The organism is Bradyrhizobium sp. WSM1743 (assembly GCF_000473065.1).
In the GTDB taxonomy this organism is placed as follows: domain Bacteria; phylum Pseudomonadota; class Alphaproteobacteria; order Rhizobiales; family Xanthobacteraceae; genus Bradyrhizobium.
This window is the reverse complement of the sequence record NZ_AXAZ01000002.1, coordinates 164,128-186,103: the sequence shown is the minus strand read 5'-3', so window position 1 is coordinate 186,103 and position 21,976 is coordinate 164,128. Positions and strand designations below refer to the sequence as shown.

The window sequence follows — 21,976 nt, the reverse complement described above, 5'->3', positions numbered from 1 at the left end:
AGGAATTGCTGATGACGAACGAGGAGCTTCCGCCGTCAGATGGATGGAAGTGACCCAGTCGCAGGAGTTGCCGATGAGTATTGCGATGCTGCTGTTGCTCGCAGAAACGACGCGCGTGAATGTGGGGGCCGCCATGAAGTGCCGCGCGACCAAGGGGCGATCTGCGCCACATTCCTGGATGAGCCGGACGTGCAGGCGATCACTGTGCCGACACGGCGACCTGCTCGGACTGTTTGGCTGACCCACATGGATGTCTTTTCGGCAGAGATTTCGCAATCGGTTGCGCTCACGATTGAACTCGCCAGCGTGACGACCGTGATCCTCCTCATGATTGGTGTGCCCCTCGCTTGGTGGCTGGCGCGCTCAAGGACTCTTTTGAGCGAGGCGGTGGCGACGATGATCGCCCTGCCGCTAGTGCTACCGCCGACGGCTCTCGGTTTTTGCGTACTCGTGTTGCTCGGCCCAAACGGACCGGGTGGCGTTCTCGCCTCTTTGTGGGGCGAGCGCACGCTCGCTTTTACCTTCGCGGGAATCGTGATCGGATCGGTCCTCTCGGCGCTGCCGTTGGTGGTGCAGCCGATCCGTAACGCCTTTGTTGCGATAGGCGATCGCCCATTGAAAACTACGGGACGCGTTTCGTCGTTGTATGCCTTCATTACCATCAGCGGGCCGCTGGCGCGACTGGAGTTTGTCAAAGCCGCCGTGGTTGGCTTCTCTCATACGATCGGCACATTCGGCGTCGTGATGATGATCGGCGGCAACATTCCTGGGCGCACCAAGGTGTTGTCAGCCTACGTCGTAGACTACGTCCAAGCGTCGCGCTGGCGCGAGGCGAGTGTGATTGCCGGCGGTATGGTGATGTTCGCGTTTGCGGCGATCTTCACCTTAGCCCTCATCGACAAATACTGTGCCAAGAGAGGCATTGAACCGTCTTAGGCTTGCCGGTCGGACATATCCGATCACGACCGAGGAGCGGATCTATCCATCTTTGCGAGGCTACAATGAATAAGCTTGTTATGGCCGCGGCGGCTGCTGGAATCGGCTTCAATTCAGTGCACTCCGCGCCTCTGCCTGAAGCGACGGCCGATGCTGTTGGCGTTTCTCAGCAGCGCCTCGCCAAGCTAGACGAGTTCTTCGCTCGCGAGATCGCGAGTAAACGCGTGCCGGGCGCGGTGGTTGCAATCGCCAGAGACGGCAAGCTGATCCACTACAAGGCGTACGGGCAACTCGATCCTGCGAAAGGAAAATCGATGCCGCTCGATGCGATGTTCGCGCTTGCGTCTATGACCAAACCAATGGTGGCCGTTGCCGGGCTTATCCTCATGGAGCAAGGTCGCCTGCCTCTACAGGCGAGGCTTACGGATTACTACCCGGAATTCGCAAACATGAAGGTGGGAGTGCCACTGCCAGACGGCTCATTAGAATTTCAAACGCAGAGTTCTCCGATCTACATCCACGATCTATATCGCCACACATCTGGGCTGACCTATGGCGCGCCCCCCGACAGCTCAGACCAAGTGGCGCGTCTCTATCCCGATTTCGCCGCTCCGCCACTAAGGGGCGATAAGCAGGCGTTCATCGAAGCCATTACCAAGCTGCCGCTAGCGCACCAACCGGGGACGGAATTCGAATACGGCTTCTCGACCGATGTGCTGGGAGCTGTCGTGGAGCAGGTCAGCGAACGACGATTGGGCGACTATCTTGCCAGCAACCTGTGGAAGCCGACCGGAATGCAGGATGCCACTTTCCATTTGTCGGAATCGCAACGCGAGCGCCTCGCGCATCCATTTCCAGACGACCCGCTGACAGGAAAGCCACAAGACATCGAGCTCCTCGAAATTCCGACGAAATTTGACTGCGGGGGAGCCTGCGCGTTTGCGACAGTCGGTGACTACGTGCGCTTTGGACAAATGCTGCTCAACGGCGGGGAGCTCGATGGGCAGCGCATTCTCGGTCCGAAGACGGTGCGCCACATGATCTCCGACCACCTCGGGCCAGAGATCAAGAATAAGGTCGCCAATGTGGAGCCGCACCGTGCCGGCTTCGGCTTCGGGCTCGGAGTGGCTGTACGCATAAACGAGGGTCTCTCGGCGGTTCCGGGCAATCCAGGTGAGTTCACCTGGACCGGGGCCTACGGGACACAATTTTTCTGCGACCCAAAGGAGCATCTCGTCGTGGTGGTCGGAACGGCAGCGCCCCGGAGAAATCCGGAAGTATTACCGCGAACAGGTCCAGTATATCGTCTATGCTGCAATAATCCGATAATCCGCTTCCCGTCGAAAGGCGCGATCAACCGTTTTGTTTTTTGGCAGACAGCGTTGCTACTACCCATCGATGTCGACTGAAAACCGGCGCCGTCACCTGCTATCCGCGTCGGCCGAGTCGCGCTAGTGCTTCAATAACGGGCTCACCTCCGCTATCGCGAAGACGCTCTTGCAAGCGGGTTGGTGTCGCCATGCGCCAAGACGATCGCGCATTGCTATCGATCGGCTCGCGCGATGAACGCTCCTGTGATAGCTCTGAACGTCCAGGCTCTCGCCCAAGATACTGCAGCGATGCGGTGCGGCGCGCCCCTTTGAATAGAACGCAGATCGGATCGATCAGACCTAAAAAGCGAACGCTGCGTGCGCATCGGGGCTCACATTGCGGCTTCTCTTCGTCGCTCGACAGCCGCTCTGGGTGCGGGCTGCTTTCCGCAGTTGCGACTACGAGCTGGCTTTAACGCCCCATTGGTCAGCAATCGGCAAGTCTGATTGAGACTGGGGGGAGTGCGGTCCCCGTCAACTGCACCCATTCTATTCAACAATCGGCATGCCGCGTCAGTGTCGCGGTCGTGCAAGAGCGAGCATGACATGGTCACCGCGCAGTAGTGAGCCATCGTGCTGCTCTGTTGAAGTGCTCACATCGACGTCCAAAACCCGACACGAATAGCATGACAGATCAATGGCGCAGCTTGTGGCTCGCTGGCTGGTTTCGACTGTCCGGAAGCCAGAAGCGGTGGCGTGCCATCTGTCAAGTGTTTCGGTTCGCTGGCTTGTTTCTTGCTAAACGTCAGTAATTCGTTACGGCCGACGCCCCTCACATGGAAGGCTTAATGGGTGGTGCAACAGAAACGTTCTACAGCGTGATCAGACGTCAGGGTATCACGCGTCGTAGTTTCCACAAATTCTGCAGTTTGACTGCCGCGAGCTTGGGACTTAGTCCGCTCGCCGCAGTCAGTATTGCCAATGCCCTGGAGACCAAACCGCGTGTGCCCGTCATCTGGCTGCACGGGCTCGAGTGTACCTGCTGCTCGGAAAGCTTTATCCGCTCGGCCCATCCCTTGATCAAGGACGCGCTGCTGTCGATGATATCGCTCGACTATGACGATACAATAATGGCGGCGGCAGGACACCAGGCCGAAGCCATCCTGGAGGAAACTCGTGCCAAGTACAAAGGCAGGTATATGCTCGCCGTCGAAGGCAATCCGCCGCTGAACGAGGGTGGCATGTTCTGCATTGACGACGGCAAGCCGTTCGTTGAAAAGCTCAGGTCCATGGCGGAAGAGTCCGTGGCGGTCATCGCTTGGGGTACGTGTGCGTCCTGGGGATGCGTGCAAGCGGCCAAGCCCAATCCGACAGGCGCGGTGCCGATCGATAAGGTGATCACTAACAAGCCGATCATCAAGGTGCCCGGGTGCCCTCCTATCGCAGAGGTCATGAGTGGCCTCGTGACATTTATGACCACGTTCGGAAAGCTTCCGGAGCTCGATCGCCAGGGGCGTCCAAGTATGTTCTATTCCGAGCGGATTCACGACAAGTGCTATCGGCGTTCCCATTTCGACGCTGGCCAATTCGTCGAAAAGTGGGACGATAAGTACGCACGCAAGGGCTATTGCCTGTACAAGATGGGCTGCAAGGGGCCAACCACCTACAATGCATGTTCTGCCATTCGGTGGAACGGCGGCGTTTCATTTCCGATTCAATCGGGCCACGGCTGCTTCGGCTACTCCGAAGACGGCTTCTGGGATAAGGGGCATTTTACGACCGCCTCACAACCATCAAGCAGTTCGGCATCGAGGCGAACGCGGACCAGATCGGCATGGCCGCTGCCGGCGTAGTTGGGCTAACCGTCGCTGCCCACGCGGCGGTCACCGCCGCGAAGCGGTTGACGCACACCGGGATCGCACAGCCCACAAAAGCAAACCGAGCTGAGGAGGGGGCGACGGTGGCCGTCCAGACACCGAATGGGTTCAATCTCGATCGTTCCGGCAGGCGAATCGTCATCGATCCGCTGACGCGGGTCGAAGGCCACCTGCGTGTCGAAGCCAATCTCGATTCAGACAATGTGATCCGCAACGCGGTCTCAAGCGAGACGATGTGGCGTGGCATCGAAGTTATCCTGCGCGGGCGCGATCCGCGCGACGCCTGGGCGTTCACCGAGCGGATTTGCGGTGTATGCACAGGCACCCATGCGCTCACCTCCGTGCGCGCGGTTGAAAATGCACTAGGAATTGCGATTCCGGAGAATGCCAATTCGATCCGCAACATCATGCAGCTGTGCCTGCTCGTGCATGATCACCTCGTACATTTCTATCACCTGCACGCGCTGGATTGGGTCGACGTGGTCTCCGCGCTCAAGGCCGATCCCAAGTCGACCTCCGCGCTCGCGCAGTCTATCTCGCCCTGGCCGCTGTCGTCCCCTGGCTATTTTAAGGATTTGCAGATCCGGCTCACCAAATTCTTCGGATCAGGGCAACTCGGTCCGTTCAAGAATGGCTATTGGGGGCATCCGGCCTACAAGCTGCCACCGGAAGCGAACCTGATGGCTGTAGCGCATTATCTGTATCGCAGATATTCGAACCGCGCGAGCAGTTCGAATGGCGAGGGCTCGGACTCGTACCCAACAGCGGACTGAAGCTGAAGCGGGCTTACGCGCAATTCGACGCCGAGACGCGTTTTGCGATCCACGACCTGCGTGTCGCAGACAATCCGGCATGCGAGTGCTGCGCGATCTTGCGTGGCGCCAAGCGGCCGGTCGACTGTAAGCTGTTTGGAACCGTCTGCACGCCGGAAACTCCCATAGGGTCCTGCATGGTGTCATCGGAAGGCGCTTGTGCGGCGTATTGGACCTACGGCCGAGTTCGCGATGAACAGTTGAGGCGGCCGTCATGAGCGTAAAGGTTATCAACGCAAGCTCGACGTCGAGAACGGACGCGTTGATCTTTCCCATGGATCCGGGGGCCGCGCTATGGCACAGCTGATCTCCGGCCTTTTTCACCAAGCCTTTGGTAATGAATGGCTCGCCCGCTGCAATGATCAGTCGGCCTTTGACGTTGCGGCAGGCAGGATGGTGATGACGACCGACGGCTACGTGGTTTCCCCGCTGTTCTTTCCCGGCGGCAAGGGTCACTGGCTGTGCACGGCACGATCAATGATGTCGCGATATCCGGCGCGCGTCCCTCTATCTGTCGGCCATTTTTATCATCGAGGAGGGCTTCCGGTTTTCGGATCTGAAGGCAATCGCGGATTCGATGGGCGCGGCAGCGCGGGCGGCCGGCGTTTACATCATTGCCGGAGACACCAAGGTCGTCGAGCGCGGCAAGGCGGATGGTTTGTTCATCTCTACGACCGGCATCGGGATTGTGGCCGATGGGCTCGATCTCTCCGCCGACAAGGCAAGGGTCGGGGACCGTGTGCTGGTGTCCGGTAGCCTCGGGGATCATGGGGTGGCGATCATGTCAAAACGTCAGAACGTCGCTTTTCAAACCGAGGTGGTCTCGGATTCCGCAGCGTTGCATAATCTCGTAGCGGTCATGGTTGCCGCCGGCGGTAGCAGCATCCGGGTGATGCGCGACCCCACGCGGGGTGGGCTTGCCGCGACCCTCAACGAGATTGCGCATCAGTCCGATCTCGGGTTCCGTCTGCAGGAAACATCCATTCCAGTGAAGCCCGCGGTTGCAGCTACCTGCGAGCTCCTTGGTCTCGATCCGATCCATGTCGCCAATGAGGGCAAGCTCGTTGCGATCGTCGCGCCTGATTTGGCCGATGCCGTGCTTGCAGCCATGAAGGCGCATCCGCTCGGGTCCGATGCAGCTGATATTGGCGAGGCGGTAGCTGACGATCGGAAATTTGTGCAGATGGCAACCGGTTTCGGCGGCCGGCGAATCGTTGATTGGTTGTGGGGCGAACAATTGCCTCGGATCTGTTGAACACATATGGGCAAGCCTACCCAACCTGTAGACTGCGACCCCGCTCTTTAAGAAGTTTCGGCGAGGCTGGATTTCGGTTGTTAGCTTTTCCACGAGCCGAGAACGCAATTCGAAACTTCATCGCGATCACGCATTTTCGACGGTTAAGCTCAGCGAGCATGGCCACACGATCCGCTCGGCACCGGTGGGTTTGAAATCCTGCGAAGCTTGCCAAATATCGCTGAATTTCTGCGTCATTTTGACGGCTGCGTCGCAATATCCCTGCTCGCTTCCGATTAGAAAGGCGCTCCAGGCAGGGAGTTTTCAAATGAAGGTCGGAGTCCCCAAGGAAATCAAGGCGCACGAATATCGCGTGGGCCTTACCCCGGGAGCTGTCCGCGAATATGTGGCAGCGGGCCACCGCGTGATGATCGAGACCAATGCCGGCGCTGGCATTGGTGCAACCGACGACGATTATCGCAATGCTGGCGCAACGATTCTAACTTCCGCAGTTGAGGTATTCGCATCGAGCGAGATGATCGTAAAAGTTAAGGAGCCTCAGCCGTCCGAATGGTGTCAGCTGCGGGAAAATCAGATCCTTTTCACTTATCTGCATCTGGCTCCCGACCCTGATCAGGCCAAGGGCCTCCTGAAATCTGGATGCACCGCGATCGCCTATGAGACCGTAACTGATGCGCATGGTGGTCTTCCGCTGCTGGCGCCGATGAGCGAGGTCGCGGGTAGGCTTGCGATCGAAGCGGCGGGTAGCGCCCTGAAGCGGAGTGCAGGCGGACGAGGGCTGTTGATCGGTGGGGTGCCCGGTGTTCAGCCTGCCCGAATCGTGGTGATCGGAGGTGGCGTCGTTGGTACGCACGCGGCACGCATGGCGGTCGGTTTGGGCGCAGAAGTGACCATCATCGACCGTTCGATACGCCGGCTCCGCGAGCTGGACGAGCTCTTCGAAGGACGCGTTCGCACCAGATTTTCGACTATCGAATCTGTGGAGGAAGAGGTATTTGCGGCGGATGTGGTGATTGGTGCGGTGCTCGTTCCAGGTGCGAGCGCGCCGAAACTGGTCCGCCGGAGCATGCTGAGCTCGATGCGCAAGAGGGGGGTGCTCGTGGACGTCGCTATCGATCAGGGCGGCTGCTTTGAGACATCGCGCCCAACCACTCACGCTGATCCTACTTACGAAGTGGATGGCGTCATTCATTATTGCGTCGCCAATATGCCCGGGGCTGTACCGCTGACCTCGAGCCAGGCACTGAATAACGCGACGCTGCCGTTTGGTTTGGCTCTGGCCAACAAGGGTTTTTCCGCCGTGCTCGAAAATCCGCATTTGCGCGCGGGCCTCAACGTCTATCGGGGCCGACTAACTTACAAAGCGGTGGCCGAAAGCCTCGGGCTGCCCTTCTCACCGATCGAACAGGCTGCGGCCTGATCCCAGAGGCCCTTATGGGCGTTTCCTCCCTGACTTAGGCCACCCCTCGGGGTGGCTTTTTTTCGGCTCCATCGATCTGCTGACCGCCGTCGGCATTTATTTGGAACGCGGAGCGAAGCGAAGGATCACCAGACGAACGCCTGGCTTCAGTCGCCCGCACGATGCGAGACAATGTACGTTCGCCCATACAGCGCATATGAATGCCTAATCCAAGGCAATTGAGAATGTGTCCCGCGGGTCCGCAGAGGACCCGCAATCACGGAGCGACTTTATCTGGCGCGATCGCCGCTGGCTGTGGAACGCCGACCGGACCGGCGATGACTGCGCGGGTGGTTTATCGCAGTGCGGTCGCCGAAGCCGCCGCTGTCCCGATGAGTGGGACCAACAAGGTGCGGTTTGGGGTCGACCTGACACACCGGCGGAGAACTTTGTGAAGTCGCGCGGCGTATCGATCGAGAGATCGATCATGCGCAAACCACGGCATCGAGATCAAGCTGCTGTCATGCGCGTTGTAGGAATTGCGACACCGTGTCGAGGCGGCGCCTTGCGTTATCGAAAATAGCCCAGACAAATCAAGGTTAACTGTCTGGCACAAGACTTGAAGGCAAGAAACTGTTGCGCAACTTTTGCTCATGGAATCGCAGTGATGGCCTACAAGATAATTGCATCCCAGTGCACCGTCTGCGGTGCGTGTGAGTTCGAATGTCCCAATGCCGCGATCAGCCTGAAGAACGATATATATGTGATCAATCCGACCCAGTGTACGCAATGTGAGGGGCAATTTGACTCGCCGCAATGCGCGGTCGTTTGCCCGGTGCCCGATACCTGCGTGCCGGCATAGGTGGGGTAACCGATGAGAGGAGCTCCGACGCGAAACATGATGAAGACGCTATCGTCAGCCGCCGTCTTTTGGATCCATCTCCTGTTTCTCTCACTCGCTGGCCCCGAGTTGGCGGCGACTTGCGCGATCCGCTCAGAGAGATTGCGAAGCTATCCTCGCCGGCGGGAGTTGTCGTTGCGCGAGTGGAGCGGGCAATGGTAGCTCTACAAGAGACGGTCGAGCGCGTGAAGCGCATCGACGTCGACCAGTATCGTTATGGGTTTGAGACCCTGATCGACTCCGAGAAGGCCCCCAAGGGGCTCTCGGAAGAGACCGTCAAGTTCATCTCGCAGAAGAAGAACGAACCCGCCTGGATGCTCCAGTGGCGGCTGGAAGCCTATCGGCGCTGGCTCACCATGACCGAGCCGACCTGGGCGCGCGTCAATTATCCCAAGATCGACTTCCAGGACATCTACTACTACGCGGCGCCGAAGCCGAAGAAGACGGTCTCCTCGCTCGACGAGATCGATCCGGAGATCCTGAAGACCTACGAGAAGCTCGGCATTCCCCTGCGGGAAGTCGCGATGCTCGAAGGCATTGAGCCGAAGGTGGGCGAGCAGGATCCGGCGCAGCGCAAGATCGCGGTCGACGCCGTCTTCGATTCGGTCTCGGTTGCGACCACCTTCAAGGCGGAGCTGAAGAAGGCCGGCGTGATCTTCATGCCGATCTCGGAGGCGATCCGCGAGCACCCTGAGCTGGTGCAGAAATATCTCGGCTCGGTGGTGCCGACCTCGGATAATTTCTACGCGACGCTGAACTCGGCGGTGTTCTCCGACGGCTCGTTCGTCTACGTGCCGCCCGGCGTGCGCTGCCCGATGGAGCTGTCGACCTATTTCCGCATCAACGAGCGCAACACCGGCCAGTTCGAGCGCACGCTGATCATTGCCGACAAGGGCTCCTACGTCTCCTACCTCGAAGGCTGCACCGCGCCACAGCGCGACGAGAACCAGCTGCACGCCGCCGTGGTCGAACTCGTCGCGCTGGACGATGCCGAGATCAAATATTCGACGGTGCAGAACTGGTATCCGGGCAATTCGGAAGGCAAAGGCGGCATCTACAATTTCGTCACCAAGCGTGGCGACTGCCGCGGCAATCACTCCAAGATCTCCTGGACCCAGGTTGAGACGGGATCTGCGATCACCTGGAAATATCCGAGCTGTATCCTGCGTGGCGACAATTCGCGCGGCGAGTTCTACTCGATCGCGATCTCGAACGGCTTCCAGCAGGTCGATTCGGGCACCAAGATGATCCACCTCGGCAAGAACACGTCGAGCCGGATCATCTCCAAGGGCATCGCCGCCGGCAAGTCGCAGAACACTTATCGCGGCCTCGTCACAGCGCACCGCAAAGCCACCGGCGCGCGCAACTTCACCGCCTGCGATTCCTTGTTGATTGGCGACAAATGCGGCGCGCACACCGTGCCGTACATCGAGGCCAAGAACTCCTCGGCAACGTTCGAGCACGAGGCGACGACATCGAAGATCTCCGAGGACGTGCTGTTCTACTGCGTCCAGCGCGGGCTTTCGCAAGAAGAGGCTGTCGGCCTCGTCGTCAACGGCTTCGTCAAGCAAGTTCTGCAAAGACTGCCGATGGAGTTCGCAGTGGAGGCGCAGAAGCTAATCGCGATCTCGCTCGACGGATCCGTCGGATAACCAAACCTCCCGCGCGCCCCTCGAATGCGGCTCGCCACATGATGCATTTCAGGGGTCAGATCAGAATGGCGCTACTCGAAATCCGAGATTTGCATGTTGGTGTCGAAGACCGCGAAATCATTCGCGGCCTGCATCTTAGCGTCCATGCCGGTGAAGTGCACGCGATCATGGGGCCGAACGGCTCCGGCAAGTCGACGCTCTCGCACGTCATCGCCGGCAAACCCGGCTATGAGGTCACCGACGGGCAGATCCTGTTCAAGGGCGAGGACCTCCTGGAGATGGAGCCGGACGAGCGTGCCGCCAAGGGCGTGTTCCTGGCGTTCCAGTATCCAGTCGAGATCCCCGGCGTGACCACCATGAACTTTCTGCGGGCGGCACTGAACGCCCGGCGCAAGGCGCGCAACCAACAGGAATTCTCCACCCCCGCATTTCTGAAAAGAGTCCGCGAGGTGGCCGGTTCGCTCAACATTCCCCAGGACATGATCAAGCGCGGCGTCAATGTCGGCTTCTCCGGCGGCGAGAAAAAGCGCAACGAGATTTTACAGATGGCGTTGTTCGAGCCGGGTCTGTGCATCCTTGACGAGATCGATTCCGGCCTCGACATCGACGCGCTGCGTATCGTCGCCAGCGGCATCAACGCCTTACGTTCGCCGGAACGAGCGATGATCGTGATCACCCACTATCGGCGGCTTCTCGAGCATATCGTGCCGGACATTGTGCACGTGATGTCGAAAGGGCGGGTCATGAAGAGCGGCGGCAAGGAACTCGCGCTGGAGCTCGAGGCTTGTGGCTACGCCCAATTCGAAGACGCGGCCTGACGGCTCTAGGGATTTCCCGATGAAGCAGGTTTTGGTCAAAGCCGACGCCGAGCGCCCAATGGGCAATGTTTTCGCTGCGGCGCGTGGACGGCTGCCTGGTGCAGGCCCTGTCCCCCAAATCCGGGAGAGGGCATTCGAGAACTACGAGCGTACCGGCCTCCCGCATCGGCGCATGGAGGATTGGAAATACACAGATCTGCGCGCCCTGATCGGCGAGGTACTGCCACTCGCTCCGCGACCCGATGCGGAGGCGCTGGTGCGCGCAAAGGTCTCGGTCAAGCAAGTGGCTGCCGATCAGGCGGTCAAACTGGTTTTGGTGGATGGCATATTCGCGCCGGAGCTATCCGATCTCAGCGACCTGGAAAACGAAGTCGTTGTGCGGTCGCTGCGAGAGGTTCTGGAGAATTCGGCCACTGGGGCCATGGCCGGTCTGGTGTTGTCGACGACGAGCGATCCGGCGATCTCGCTCAATGCCGCGATGGCGACAGATGGCTTGGTGATTACGGTCGCCGACGGCAATGCGCTGGAGCGTCCAATCCAAATCGTTCACGTCGCAACCGGACTGTCGGTGTCCACCTTTACACGCTGCTATCTGCAGCTCGGTAAAGGAGCGCATGCGGCCATCGTGGAAAGTTTCGTCCCGGCTGAACGCGCGAGCGGCTATCAAGCCAACGATGCGATAATCGCCCTGGTTGGTGACGAGGCGAGCCTTTCGTATATCCGCGTGGCAGCTGCTGCCTCTGACGCCGTAAACATCTCGTCGGCGATCATCGCAGTCGGCGCCAGGGCCAAGCTCGACCTCTTCAGTATGACCTGCAGCGGCTCCATCAGCCGCTATCAGGAATTCATCACGCTGGCCGGCGAGGGAACCAAGCTCTCGGCGAATGGGGTTAATCTCATCAGGGACAGGCTCCACGCGGACACAACGATCGTGGTCGACCACGCGATGCCACATTGCACCAGTCGGGAGAAGTTCCGCGCGGTCGTAGACGATTGCGGTCGCTCGGTGTTTCAAGGCCGAATTATCGTTCGTCCCGCCGCCCGGAACACGGACGCCACCCTGACGACGCGAGCGTTGCTCCTATCCGACCAGGGCGAGGTCGACAATAAGCCGGAGCTTGAAATCTTGGCTGACGACGTGACCTGCGGCCACGGAGCGACATCGGGTGCGCTGGACGACACTCTCGTATTCTATCTGCGCGCCCGGGGGCTACCAGAGAAGGATGCGCAGATGTTGTTGATTAAAGCGTTCATTGGCGAGTCGATTGAGGAGATCACTTCCGAGAATCTGCGCGATTTTGTGACGGCGCAAGCTGAACACTGGCTGCAGGCGGGGCGATGAGCGCACATCCCGCCGTGAGCAATGGCAGTTACGAGGTCGACCGTCTGCGTAAAGACTTTCCTGCGCTCGCCATGACGGTGTACGGCAAGCCGCTTGTTTACCTCGATAACGCTGCATCCGCGCAAAAGCCCATCGCGGTGCTTGACCGTATGATGCAGGTGTACTCCAGCGAATATGCCAACGTTCATCGCGGCTTGCACTACCTCGCTAACGCGGCGACAGAGGCGTATGAAGACGCCCGTACCAAGGTGGCGCGGTTTGTGAACGCGCATTCAAACGAAGAGATCATCTTCACCCGGAGCGCCACGGAGGCAATCAATCTGGTGGCCCAGACTTTTGGCCGTGAACGCATTACCCCGGGTGATGAGATCGTTCTCTCGATTATGGAACACCATTCCAACATTGTGCCATGGCACCTTCTCAGGGAACGACTCGGTGCAGTGATCAAATGGGCCCCAGTGGATGATGATGGAAACTTTTTGCTCGATGATTTTGAGCGACTGCTGACCCCGCGCACCAAGATGATTGCAATCACGCAAATGTCGAACGTGCTCGGCACGGTATTGCCGGTGAAAGACGTGGTGAGGATCTCGCATGCTCGTGGTATCCCGGTGCTGGTCGACGGCTCGCAAGGATGCGTCCATCTGAGCGCCGACGTATGCGACATTGACTGCGATTTCTACGTCATGACAGGCCACAAACTCTATGGTCCGACGGGGATCGGTGTGCTCTACGGCAAATCTGGGCATCTGGCATGGATGCCGCCCTTCAATGGCGGCGGGGAGATGATCCGCGAGGTCTCGCGCTCCGGCGTCACTTATGGTGATCCGCCACATCGGTTCGAAGCGGGTACGCCGCCGATCGTCGAAGCCATCGGTTTAGGGGCGGCTATCGATTACATCAATTCAATAGGCAAGGCGCAGATCCGCAGGCACGAGAGCGTACTGCTCGCTTACGCGCAGGAGAGGCTGGCGGACATCAACTTCGTGCGCATGATCGGGACCCCGGCCGAGAAGGGGCCGATCATTTCCTTTGATATGAAGGGTGCGCATGCCCATGATATTGCCACCATCGTCGACCGCGCTGGTGTAGCGATGCGGGCGGGGGCCCACTGTGCGATGCCGCTGCTCAAGCGCTTCGGCGTGCTAGCGACGTGCCGTGCGTCCCTCGGACTTTACAATACACGTGAAGAAATTGATGTGCTTGTGCGTGCGCTGATCAAGGCGCGGCAGCTGTTCTCGTGATTGGCGAGCCTACGACTCCAGGTGGCGAGGCAGCTCGCATTGAGATATGGAGCATGCGGTCATGCACCTCATCGTCTACGCAGCACGTAAGCACCTGCAGATCTCAGCAGGCATAGATAGCATTGGCAGGCCTAGGCCAGCCGGCCTTCCAGTTCGGCCCGGCGAGAGCGATCGCAGAGCATTGCGATCGCGGACACGCCCGAGAATTGGGCGGGCAATTTCACCCATAACCAGCTCTTGTTCCATCTCGAACAGCGCCAAACCAAGAGTTCTCTGCCCTAAGCGTGATGTCGGGTTCGCAACAATACCCACTGTCACCGCACGAGGTGCGCTAAGTGATCTTGATTGCTCTGTTTTTTGTGCTCACGAGACGCTGGCATGCTGGTTGCAAAAGTCTTGGTCAAGAAGCCGCCCCCGCAACAGCTAACCTTTGAAGGACATCAGATGAGTCTCGCCACGACCCAGAGCATCGCAGAAATCAGGGCTCGCAACAAAGAGCTGATCGAGGAGGTGCTGAAGGTCTATCCGGAGAAAACCGCGAAACGGCGTGCCAAGCACCTCAACGTTCACCAAGCCGGCAAGTCAGACTGCGGGGTCAAGTCCAACGTTAAATCCATACCTGGCGTGATGACGATCAGAGGCTGCGCCTATGCAGGGTCAAAGGGAGTGGTCTGGGGACCGATCAAGGACATGGTCCATATCAGCCATGGCCCGGTCGGCTGCGGTCAGTATTCGTGGGGCTCGCGACGCAACTACTATGTAGGCACGACGGGCATCGATAGTTTCGTGACCCTACAGTTCACCTCCGACTTCCAGGAAAAGGATATCGTATTCGGTGGCGACAAAAAGCTGGCCAAAATTCTTGACGAAATCCAGGAGCTGTTTCCACTTAACAACGGCATCACGATCCAATCGGAATGCCCGATAGGATTGATCGGTGACGACATCGAAGCCGTGTCAAGAGCAAAATCCAAGGAATATGGCGGCAAGACCATCGTGCCGGTCCGTTGTGAGGGCTTTCGGGGGGTGTCGCAGTCACTAGGCCACCACATTGCCAACGACGCGGTGCGCGATTGGATTTTCGACCAGCCCGAGTCGGATAGCAAACCAAGGTTTGAGCCGACGCCGTACGATGTTGCGATCATCGGAGACTACAATATCGGCGGCGACGCCTGGTCATCGCGAATTCTGCTGGAGGAGATGGGCCTGCGGGTGATCGCGCAGTGGTCCGGCGACGGTTCACTGGCTGAGCTCGAGGCAACGCCGAAGGCAAAGCTCAACATTCTGCATTGCTACCGTTCAATGAACTACATCTCACGCCACATGGAAGAGAAGTTCGGTATCCCGTGGTGCGAGTACAACTTCTTCGGGCCTTCGAAGATCGCCGAGTCTCTGCGCAAGATTGCGGGCTATTTCGACGATAAGATTAAGGAAGGCGCCGAGCGGGTGATTGAAAAGTACCAGCCGCTGGTGAACGCCGTGATCGCAAAGTATCGCCCGCGCCTGGAGGGCAAGACGGTGATGCTGTACGTCGGTGGGCTCCGTCCGCGTCATGTGATTGGTGCATACGAGGACCTCGGGATGGAAGTCATTGGCACCGGATACGAGTTCGGTCACAACGACGACTATCAGCGCACAGCTCAGCATTACGTAAAGGACGGCACGCTCATCTACGATGACGTCAATGGCTATGAGTTCGAACGCTTCGTCGAAAAGCTCCAGCCTGACCTCGTCGGCTCGGGTATCAAGGAAAAGTACGTCTTCCAAAAGATGGGTGTGCCGTTCCGGCAGATGCACTCCTGGGACTATTCGGGCCCATATCACGGCTATGACGGCTTTGCGATCTTTGCGCGCGATATGGACATGGCGATCAACTCGCCGGTGTGGAAGAAAACGAAGGCCCCCTGGAAGGAAGCTTCGAGGACCAAGCTCCTGGCTGCAGAATAAACCAACTCATCTCGCTCTCTGGGAAAGCCGGGGCGACACCAGTCTCGATAGTGAAGGATTTCAACAATGGCGCAGAGTGCCGAACACGTGCTCGATCATCTCGATCTGTTCCGCGGTCCAGAATACCAGCAGATGCTGGCCAAGAAAAAGATATTCGAGAATCCTCGCGATCCCGCCGAGGTAGAACTTATCAAGGAATGGACGAAAACGTCCGAATATCGCGAAAAGAACTTTGCGCGGGAAGCGCTAGCGGTAAATCCGGCCAAGGCATGCCAGCCGCTTGGCGCCGTATTCGCCTCTGTTGGCTTTGAGGGCACGCTGCCCTTCGTCCACGGCTCGCAAGGTTGCGTGGCTTATTACCGCAGCCATCTGTCGCGGCACTTCAAGGAGCCTAGCTCCTGCGTCTCCTCGTCGATGACGGAAGACGCTGCCGTATTCGGCGGCCTGAATAACATGATCGACGGGCTGGCGAACAGCTACAACATGTACAAACCCAAAATGATTGCGGTCTCGACGACCTGCATGGCCGAGGTCATCGGCGACGACCTCAACGCCTTCATCAAGACGTCGAAAGAAAAAGGCTCGGTTCCGGCAGACTTCGACGTGCCATTCGCCCACACGCCGGCGTTCGTCGGCAGCCACGTTACCGGTTATGACAATGCGCTCAAGGGCATTCTAGAGCATTTTTGGGACGGTAAGGCCGGAACAGCGCCGAAGCTGGAGCGCAAGCAGAACGGGGCGATCAACATCATTGGTGGGTTCGATGGCTATACCGTCGGAAACCTTCGCGAGATCAAGCGCATCTTGGCGTTAATGGACATCCAGCACACGATTCTAGCGGACAATTCTGAAGTTTTCGATACTCCGACAGACGGCGAATTCCGGATGTATGACGGAGGCACGACCCTGGAAGATGCGGCCAACGCGGTTCACGCCAAGGCGACAATCTCCATGCAGCAGTGGTGCACCGAAAAAACGCTGCCATTCGTGGCTGAGCATGGACAGGACGTCGTATCCTTCAACTACCCCGTGGGCTTATCCGCAACGGATGATTTTATCCTGGCGCTGTCACGCATCAGCGGCAAGGAGATTCCCGAGCAACTCGCGCGAGAACGTGGCCGCCTGGTCGACGCGATCGCTGACTCCAGCGCGCATATCCATGGCAAGAAGTTCGCGATCTATGGCGATCCGGATCTTTGCTATGGGTTGGCTGCGTTTCTGCTCGAACTCGGCGCCGAACCGACCCATGTGCTATCCACCAACGGCAACAAGGCGTGGCACGAAAAAATGCAGGTACTGCTTGCAAGCTCGCCATTTGGGCAGGGCTGCCAAGCCTATCCGGGCCGAGATCTCTGGCACATGCGCTCACTCCTGTTCACCGAGCCAGTCGATTTTCTGATTGGCAACACCTATGGCAAGTATCTGGAGCGCGATACTGGAACGCCACTGATCCGCATCGGCTTTCCGGTTTTTGATCGGCATCATCATCACCGCTCCCCCCTATGGGGCTATCAGGGCGGCTTGAATGTGCTGGTGAAGATCCTGGACAAGATCTTCGATGAGATCGACAAGAAGACAAACGTTCTTGGCAAAACTGACTACAGTTTCGACATCATTCGTTGATGAGCGACCGTGCGCGTGCCATCGCCCAAGCATTCGACGATGGCACAAGCACGCGAGGGTTGACCACGCAATTTGTTTGCGCTGAGAGGAAAATGGATGAGTTCACTAGCGGCCACGCTCCAGAATATTTTCGATGAGCCGGGCTGTGCCAAGAACGGCAGTAAGTCGGAGGCTGAACGCAAGAACGGCTGCACCAAACAGCTGCAGCCGGGTAGCGCTGCCGGCGGCTGCGCTTTCGATGGCGCCAAGATTGCGTTGCAGCCGTTCACCGACGTCGCTCACTTGGTGCATGGTCCGATAGCGTGCGAAGGCAATTCCTGGGACAATCGCGGCGCGGCGTCGTCCGGCGCGAATCTGTGGCGTACCGCATTCACAACCGATTTGAGCGAAACCGATATTGTATTCGGAGGCGAGAAGCGGCTCTGCAAAGCGATCAAGGAGATCATCGATAAGTGCGACCCGCCCGCCATCTTCGTCTATCAAACCTGCATCCCGGCGATGATTGGCGACGACATCAACGCAGTCTGTAAGGCAGCATCTCAAAGGTTCGCAAAGCCGGTGATCCCGATCAATTCGCCGGGCTTCGTCGGCTCGAAGAACCTCGGTAACAAGCTCGCCGGCGAGGCCTTGCTCGATTATGTGATCGGGACGCAAGAGCCGGACTATACCACGCCGTACGACATCAACCTAATCGGGGAATACAACCTTTCGGGAGAGCTCTGGCAAGTGAAGCCATTGCTAGACGAGCTTGGAGTACGGATTCTCTCCTGCATCTCCGGGGACGGCAAATATCGCGAAGTCGCGTCATCTCATCGCGCGCGGGCGGCGATGTTGGTGTGCTCAAAGTCCATGATCAACGTCGCACGCAAGATGGAGCAACGCTACGGGATCCCGTTCTTCGAGGGGTCGTTCTACGGTATTCAAGATTCGAGCGAATCGCTGCGTCAGCTTGCCCGCTTATTGGTTGAGCGCGGCGCCCCGACAGATCTGCTCGGCCGCACTGAAGCGGTGATCGCGCGCGAGGAAGCGTGGGCATGGGCTGCGATAGAGCCGTACAAGCCACGATTCGAAGGCAAGAAGGCCTTGTTGATTACAGGCGGCGTCAAGTCATGGTCGGTCGTCGCGGCACTCCAAGAAGCGGGGCTTGAGTTAGTCGGAACCAGCGTCAAGAAATCAACCAGGAAGGACAAGGAGCGCATCAAGGAGCTCATGGGGCAGGATGCCCACATGATCGAGGACATGACGCCGCGCGAAATGTATAAGATGTTGAAGGACGCAAAAGCGGACATCATGCTATCGGGCGGCAAGTCGCAGTTCGTCGCGCTGAAAGCGTCGATGCCCTGGCTCGATATCAACCAGGAGCGTTGCCACGCCTATATGGGCTATGTCGGAATGGTCAAGCTGGTGGAGGAGATAGATAAGTCGCTCTCCAGTCCGATGTGGGAGCAGCTACGTCGACCGGCACCATGGGAGGCATTGGCCAAGGCGATGGAGCAGATGCGATCGCCGATGGCCACGATCGCCGACAATCCGGCGCTCGCCGAAACTGAGCGCCGCGCGACGAAGATCTGCGTGTGTAACACGGTCGATCTGGGCACGATTGAGGATGCAATCTACGCGCACGGCCTGAAGAGCGTCGCAGCGGTCAGAGAGCATACCAATGCGGTCGGTGGCTGCTGCCAAAGACGCATCGAAGATATTTTGGTTTCCGAGCCGTCTGCCCTGCGACAGGCCGCAGAATAGCGAGGCGTCATGGCAATCGTCACGGCGCCGACAAAAGCCTGCGCTGTCAACCCGCTGAAGATGAGTCAGCCCATCGGCGGCGCATTCGCCTTCATGGGGCTGCGCGGGGCGATGCCGCTTCTGCACGGCTCCCAGGGGTGCACATCCTTCGGTCTCACGCTCTTTGTCCGGCATTTCAAAGAGGCAGTACCGCTGCAGACCACCGCGATGAGCGAAGTCGCGACCGTACTCGGCGGCTATGACAATCTCGAGCAGGCGATACTGAACATCTATAACCGTACCAAGCCAAAGATCATCGGAATCTGCTCGACCGGCGTCACCGAGACCAACGGCGACGATGTGGATGCCTACCTCAAGCTAATTCGGAGCAGTCATCCGCAACTCGCAAAGTTGCCACTGGTGTATGTCTCGACGCCTGATTTCAAGGGCGCGTTCCAGGACGGCTGGGAGAGGGCTGTGGCGCGCATTGTGGAGGTGCTGGTGGAGCCCAACGCCAACGGCCTGCGGGATCCATCGAAGGTGAATGTTCTGCCGGGATGTCACCTCACGCCCGGCGACCTTGATGAACTCCGTGTAATACTGGAGGATTTCGGGTTGTGCCCGTCGTTCCTCCCTGATCTCGCGGGATCGCTCGATGGACATATCCCCGATGAGTTTACGCCAACGACCATCGGCGGCATCGGCGTCGACGAAATTGCGAGCATGGGCCGCGCCGGGTGGACAATTGCAATCGGTGCGCAGATGCAGCGCGCGGCAGAGGTGATGCAGGGCAAGACCGGCGCGCCTTTTCGTGTCTTCGAGCGGCTGTGTGGTCTGTGTCCGAACGACGAATTCATGACGTTCTTGAGCGAGATCAGCGGCCGCCCCATACCGCTGAAGTATCGGCGCCAGCGCGGTCAGCTCGCCGACGCAATGCTGGACGCGCATTTCCATATTGGTGGTCGCAAAGTTGCGATCGGCGCTGAGCCAGACCTCCTGTTCGATCTGTCCGGCATGCTGCACGACATGGGCGCGCAGGTGACCGCGGCCGTGACGACCACTCAGTCGGGGGTGATCGAGCGGATCAAGACCAAGGAGGTACTCATTGGCGATCTTGAGGATCTGGAAGGGCTTGCCAAAACAAGGCATTGCGACCTGCTGATCACGCATTCGCATGGCAGGCAAGCGGCGGCTCGGCTGAAAGTCCCGTTCTATCGTACGGGTTTTCCGATGTTCGATCGACTTGGTGCGGGACACCAACTATCCGTGGGCTATCGTGGTACCCGCAATCTGATCTTCGACATCGCCAATCTCGTGATCGCGCACCGCGAGGAGAACGATCAGCCTACGCCCGACAAATGGCGGACTGCGGCCGGGCTGCCACCATACTCGGGGTATCGCGGTCCGATCGGCGCAGATGAGGGGGCGATTGCATGAAGGTCGCGTTTGCCACTCAGGACCTGAAACGCGTCGATGCCCATTTTGGTTGGGCAAAGAATATCGCAATCTACGATGTCACGCCTGGCGGTCACGTGTTTCTCAAGGCGATTGAGTTTGAGGGCGATCTTAAGGAGGACGGCAACGATGACAAGTTGGCGCCGAAGATCGAGGCGATCAAGGATTGCGCGATTCTTTATGTCGCCGCCATTGGCGGTGCCGGGGCTGCGCGAGTGGTGGCCAACAAGATCCATCCTATCAAGGTGAACAAGCCAGAAAGTATTCTGCTGTTGCTCGAGAAACTCGAGCGCGTACTGAAGGGCACGCCACCTCCTTGGCTACGCAAGGCTATGGCAAAAGACCGACGCCGAACCTTCGAGTTCGACGAATGAGGTGATATGATTGCAAAAATAGAGCGGCAGGGGAACGCCGTCGACGCGCCGTTCCTCATGGAGTTGATCAAGGTTTGGCGTGCTCAGGACACCAACGGAGCCTGGAAGGCGAAGAGCGATCTCGATCTGCTCGAACTCTATATTCTAGACGAGGAGAAACGGCGCGCATTGCCGATTATCGGTGATCCCGATCCCGATACGCTGTGGCGGCTTAAGCTGTTCTTCGATGCGGTCGCGCTCTCGATCGAGAGGGAGACCGGCGTGATGACCCAGCCGATTCTGGATCTGCATCATGAAGGCTTCGCCCGCATGGTGCTCATCTCAGGCCGTCTGATCGCCGTGAACAAGCAGCTGCGCGATGTGTATCGCTTCGGATTCGATAATTTGGTAAAGCTCGCGCAGCAGGGCGATAAATGTGTCAGCGATGGAATCGAACTGATTCGGAAATTTCCCGACGTGGCGAACTATTGGGGATACTCATGAGCGATCGTGAAGAACTGAAGGTAGAACTAAAGAAACTGTCCGTCAAGGCGACACAAGCCAAGATGGATCTGCACGACCTTTCGGAAGAATTGCCCGTCAACTGGACCTCGATCATGGTAGTGGCGCAGAAGGCGTACAATGCCTATGCCGAACTGGAGCGCAAGAGCCGTGATCTGAAGGCGATGGAAATTACCTGAAGGAGGCCCCGACCCATGTCATTTGCTACGCGAGATGGGCGCGAATGGACGCCAGAATATCTGATCTCGATCAATAGCAAGAAGTGCATCGGCTGCGGCCGATGTTTTAAGGTGTGCGGTCGAGATGTCATGACTTTGAAAGGAGTCAACGAGGAAGGCGAACTTGTCGACCTCGACAATGACGAGGACGATGAGATCGAAAAGAAGGTCATGGTTCTGAATGATCAGGGTGCCTGCATCGGCTGCGGTGCGTGCGCCAGGGTTTGCCCGGCCGACTGCCAGACCCACGTTTCGGCCGCAGCGGCAGCTGCATGAGCCAAAGTGATCTTTCGAAAGCAGCTGACGGCAGTGGTATCGATACCGAGCGAAGGTTCGGGTCGGATTCCTCAGACGATAACGCTTCATTTTACTTGGAGCGCGCCCTTAGTAGGGGGCTGCGCATGGAATAAGGTGGCTGTAACAGAAGCAGCGGGCCAGAAATAACGGACATTTCGCCGTTCCTAGCGCGGGCGTAAAGGTCTTCCCTAAAAGGGGCGCACGCTCGCCGCGTGCGCCCCTCGCTTTAAAGCGATCGTTCATCTTTCGGCGACGGCACCTGCGATGTCGCGATGCGGATACGTCATCGCAGG

The 21,976-nt window shown here is 58.5% G+C and carries 15 protein-coding genes and 5 pseudogenes; all 20 read left to right on the top strand.

Annotated features, from left to right (window positions below; all coding sequences use genetic code 11):
• The first annotated feature begins 246 nt into the window (after window positions 1-246).
• The 20 genes and pseudogenes from YU9_RS0103070 (at window position 247) to fdxB (ending at window position 21,662) form a co-directional block, all read left to right on the top strand.
• Window positions 247-936: a molybdenum ABC transporter permease gene (locus YU9_RS0103070; RefSeq protein WP_027571440.1), complete on the top strand. Its 690-nt coding sequence runs from the start codon at window positions 247-249 to the stop codon at window positions 934-936.
• A 65-nt stretch (window positions 937-1,001) separates the two neighbouring features.
• Window positions 1,002-2,265, top strand: a pseudogene (locus tag YU9_RS40820) (serine hydrolase domain-containing protein).
• 829 nt (window positions 2,266-3,094) lie between these two features.
• A pseudogene (locus YU9_RS40815) lies at window positions 3,095-4,193 on the top strand (hydrogenase small subunit).
• A gap of 13 nt (window positions 4,194-4,206) precedes the next feature.
• Window positions 4,207-4,824, top strand: a pseudogene (locus YU9_RS44540) (nickel-dependent hydrogenase large subunit); the annotation flags it as partial.
• Window positions 4,824-5,153: pseudogene (locus YU9_RS45375) on the top strand (hydrogenase formation protein HypD); the annotation flags it as partial. The pseudogenes YU9_RS44540 and YU9_RS45375, both read left to right, overlap by 1 nt.
• A gap of 4 nt (window positions 5,154-5,157) precedes the next feature.
• Window positions 5,158-6,190 (top strand): annotated as a pseudogene (hypE, locus tag YU9_RS40810) (hydrogenase expression/formation protein HypE); the annotation flags it as partial.
• Window positions 6,191-6,497: 307 nt separating this feature from the next.
• Complete coding sequence (gene ald, locus YU9_RS0103050; protein ID WP_027571439.1) at window positions 6,498-7,610, top strand: alanine dehydrogenase; 1,113 nt, start codon at window positions 6,498-6,500, stop codon at window positions 7,608-7,610.
• A gap of 646 nt (window positions 7,611-8,256) precedes the next feature.
• A complete protein-coding gene (locus YU9_RS40805; protein ID WP_036016870.1) occupies window positions 8,257-8,451 on the top strand; it encodes a 4Fe-4S binding protein in 195 nt (64 codons plus the stop codon).
• A 194-nt stretch (window positions 8,452-8,645) separates the two neighbouring features.
• Window positions 8,646-10,142 carry a Fe-S cluster assembly protein SufB gene (sufB, locus tag YU9_RS0103045; RefSeq protein ID WP_027571438.1) on the top strand — a complete coding sequence of 499 codons (1,497 nt, stop codon included), beginning with the start codon at window positions 8,646-8,648 and terminating at the stop codon, window positions 10,140-10,142.
• Window positions 10,143-10,207: 65 nt separating this feature from the next.
• Entirely contained in the window at window positions 10,208-10,960 is a 753-nt protein-coding gene (gene sufC / locus YU9_RS0103040) for a Fe-S cluster assembly ATPase SufC (protein WP_027571437.1), read from the top strand.
• A gap of 19 nt (window positions 10,961-10,979) precedes the next feature.
• On the top strand, window positions 10,980-12,302 hold the full coding sequence (gene sufD / locus YU9_RS0103035; RefSeq protein WP_027571436.1) for a Fe-S cluster assembly protein SufD: 1,323 nt from the start codon (window positions 10,980-10,982) through the stop codon (window positions 12,300-12,302).
• Window positions 12,299-13,546: a cysteine desulfurase gene (locus YU9_RS0103030; RefSeq protein ID WP_027571435.1), complete on the top strand. Its 1,248-nt coding sequence runs from the start codon at window positions 12,299-12,301 to the stop codon at window positions 13,544-13,546. The genes sufD and YU9_RS0103030 overlap by 4 nt, the downstream gene beginning before the upstream one ends.
• A 444-nt stretch (window positions 13,547-13,990) precedes the next feature.
• Complete coding sequence (gene nifD / locus YU9_RS0103025) at window positions 13,991-15,493, top strand: nitrogenase molybdenum-iron protein alpha chain (protein WP_027571434.1); 1,503 nt, start codon at window positions 13,991-13,993, stop codon at window positions 15,491-15,493.
• Window positions 15,494-15,559: 66 nt separating this feature from the next.
• Complete coding sequence (nifK, locus tag YU9_RS0103020; protein ID WP_027571433.1) at window positions 15,560-17,116, top strand: nitrogenase molybdenum-iron protein subunit beta; 1,557 nt, start codon at window positions 15,560-15,562, stop codon at window positions 17,114-17,116.
• A 96-nt stretch (window positions 17,117-17,212) separates the two neighbouring features.
• A complete protein-coding gene (gene nifE / locus YU9_RS0103015) occupies window positions 17,213-18,859 on the top strand; it encodes a nitrogenase iron-molybdenum cofactor biosynthesis protein NifE (RefSeq protein ID WP_027571432.1) in 1,647 nt (548 codons plus the stop codon).
• Between the two features lie 9 nt (window positions 18,860-18,868).
• Complete coding sequence (gene nifN / locus YU9_RS0103010) at window positions 18,869-20,275, top strand: nitrogenase iron-molybdenum cofactor biosynthesis protein NifN (RefSeq protein WP_027571431.1); 1,407 nt, start codon at window positions 18,869-18,871, stop codon at window positions 20,273-20,275.
• Window positions 20,272-20,667 carry a nitrogen fixation protein NifX gene (gene nifX, locus YU9_RS0103005; RefSeq protein ID WP_027571430.1) on the top strand — a complete coding sequence of 132 codons (396 nt, stop codon included), beginning with the start codon at window positions 20,272-20,274 and terminating at the stop codon, window positions 20,665-20,667. Before nifN ends, nifX begins: the two co-directional genes overlap by 4 nt.
• 6 nt (window positions 20,668-20,673) lie before the next feature.
• Window positions 20,674-21,150, top strand: a complete 477-nt coding sequence (locus tag YU9_RS0103000) for a NifX-associated nitrogen fixation protein (protein ID WP_027571429.1) — start codon at window positions 20,674-20,676, stop codon at window positions 21,148-21,150.
• Window positions 21,147-21,347 (top strand): CCE_0567 family metalloprotein, encoded by a 201-nt coding sequence (locus YU9_RS0102995; protein WP_027571428.1) that lies wholly within the window; start codon window positions 21,147-21,149, stop codon window positions 21,345-21,347. The genes YU9_RS0103000 and YU9_RS0102995 overlap by 4 nt, the downstream gene beginning before the upstream one ends.
• Before the next feature lie 15 nt (window positions 21,348-21,362).
• Window positions 21,363-21,662: a ferredoxin III, nif-specific gene (fdxB, locus tag YU9_RS0102990; protein WP_027571427.1), complete on the top strand. Its 300-nt coding sequence runs from the start codon at window positions 21,363-21,365 to the stop codon at window positions 21,660-21,662.
• Window positions 21,663-21,976 lie beyond the last annotated feature (314 nt).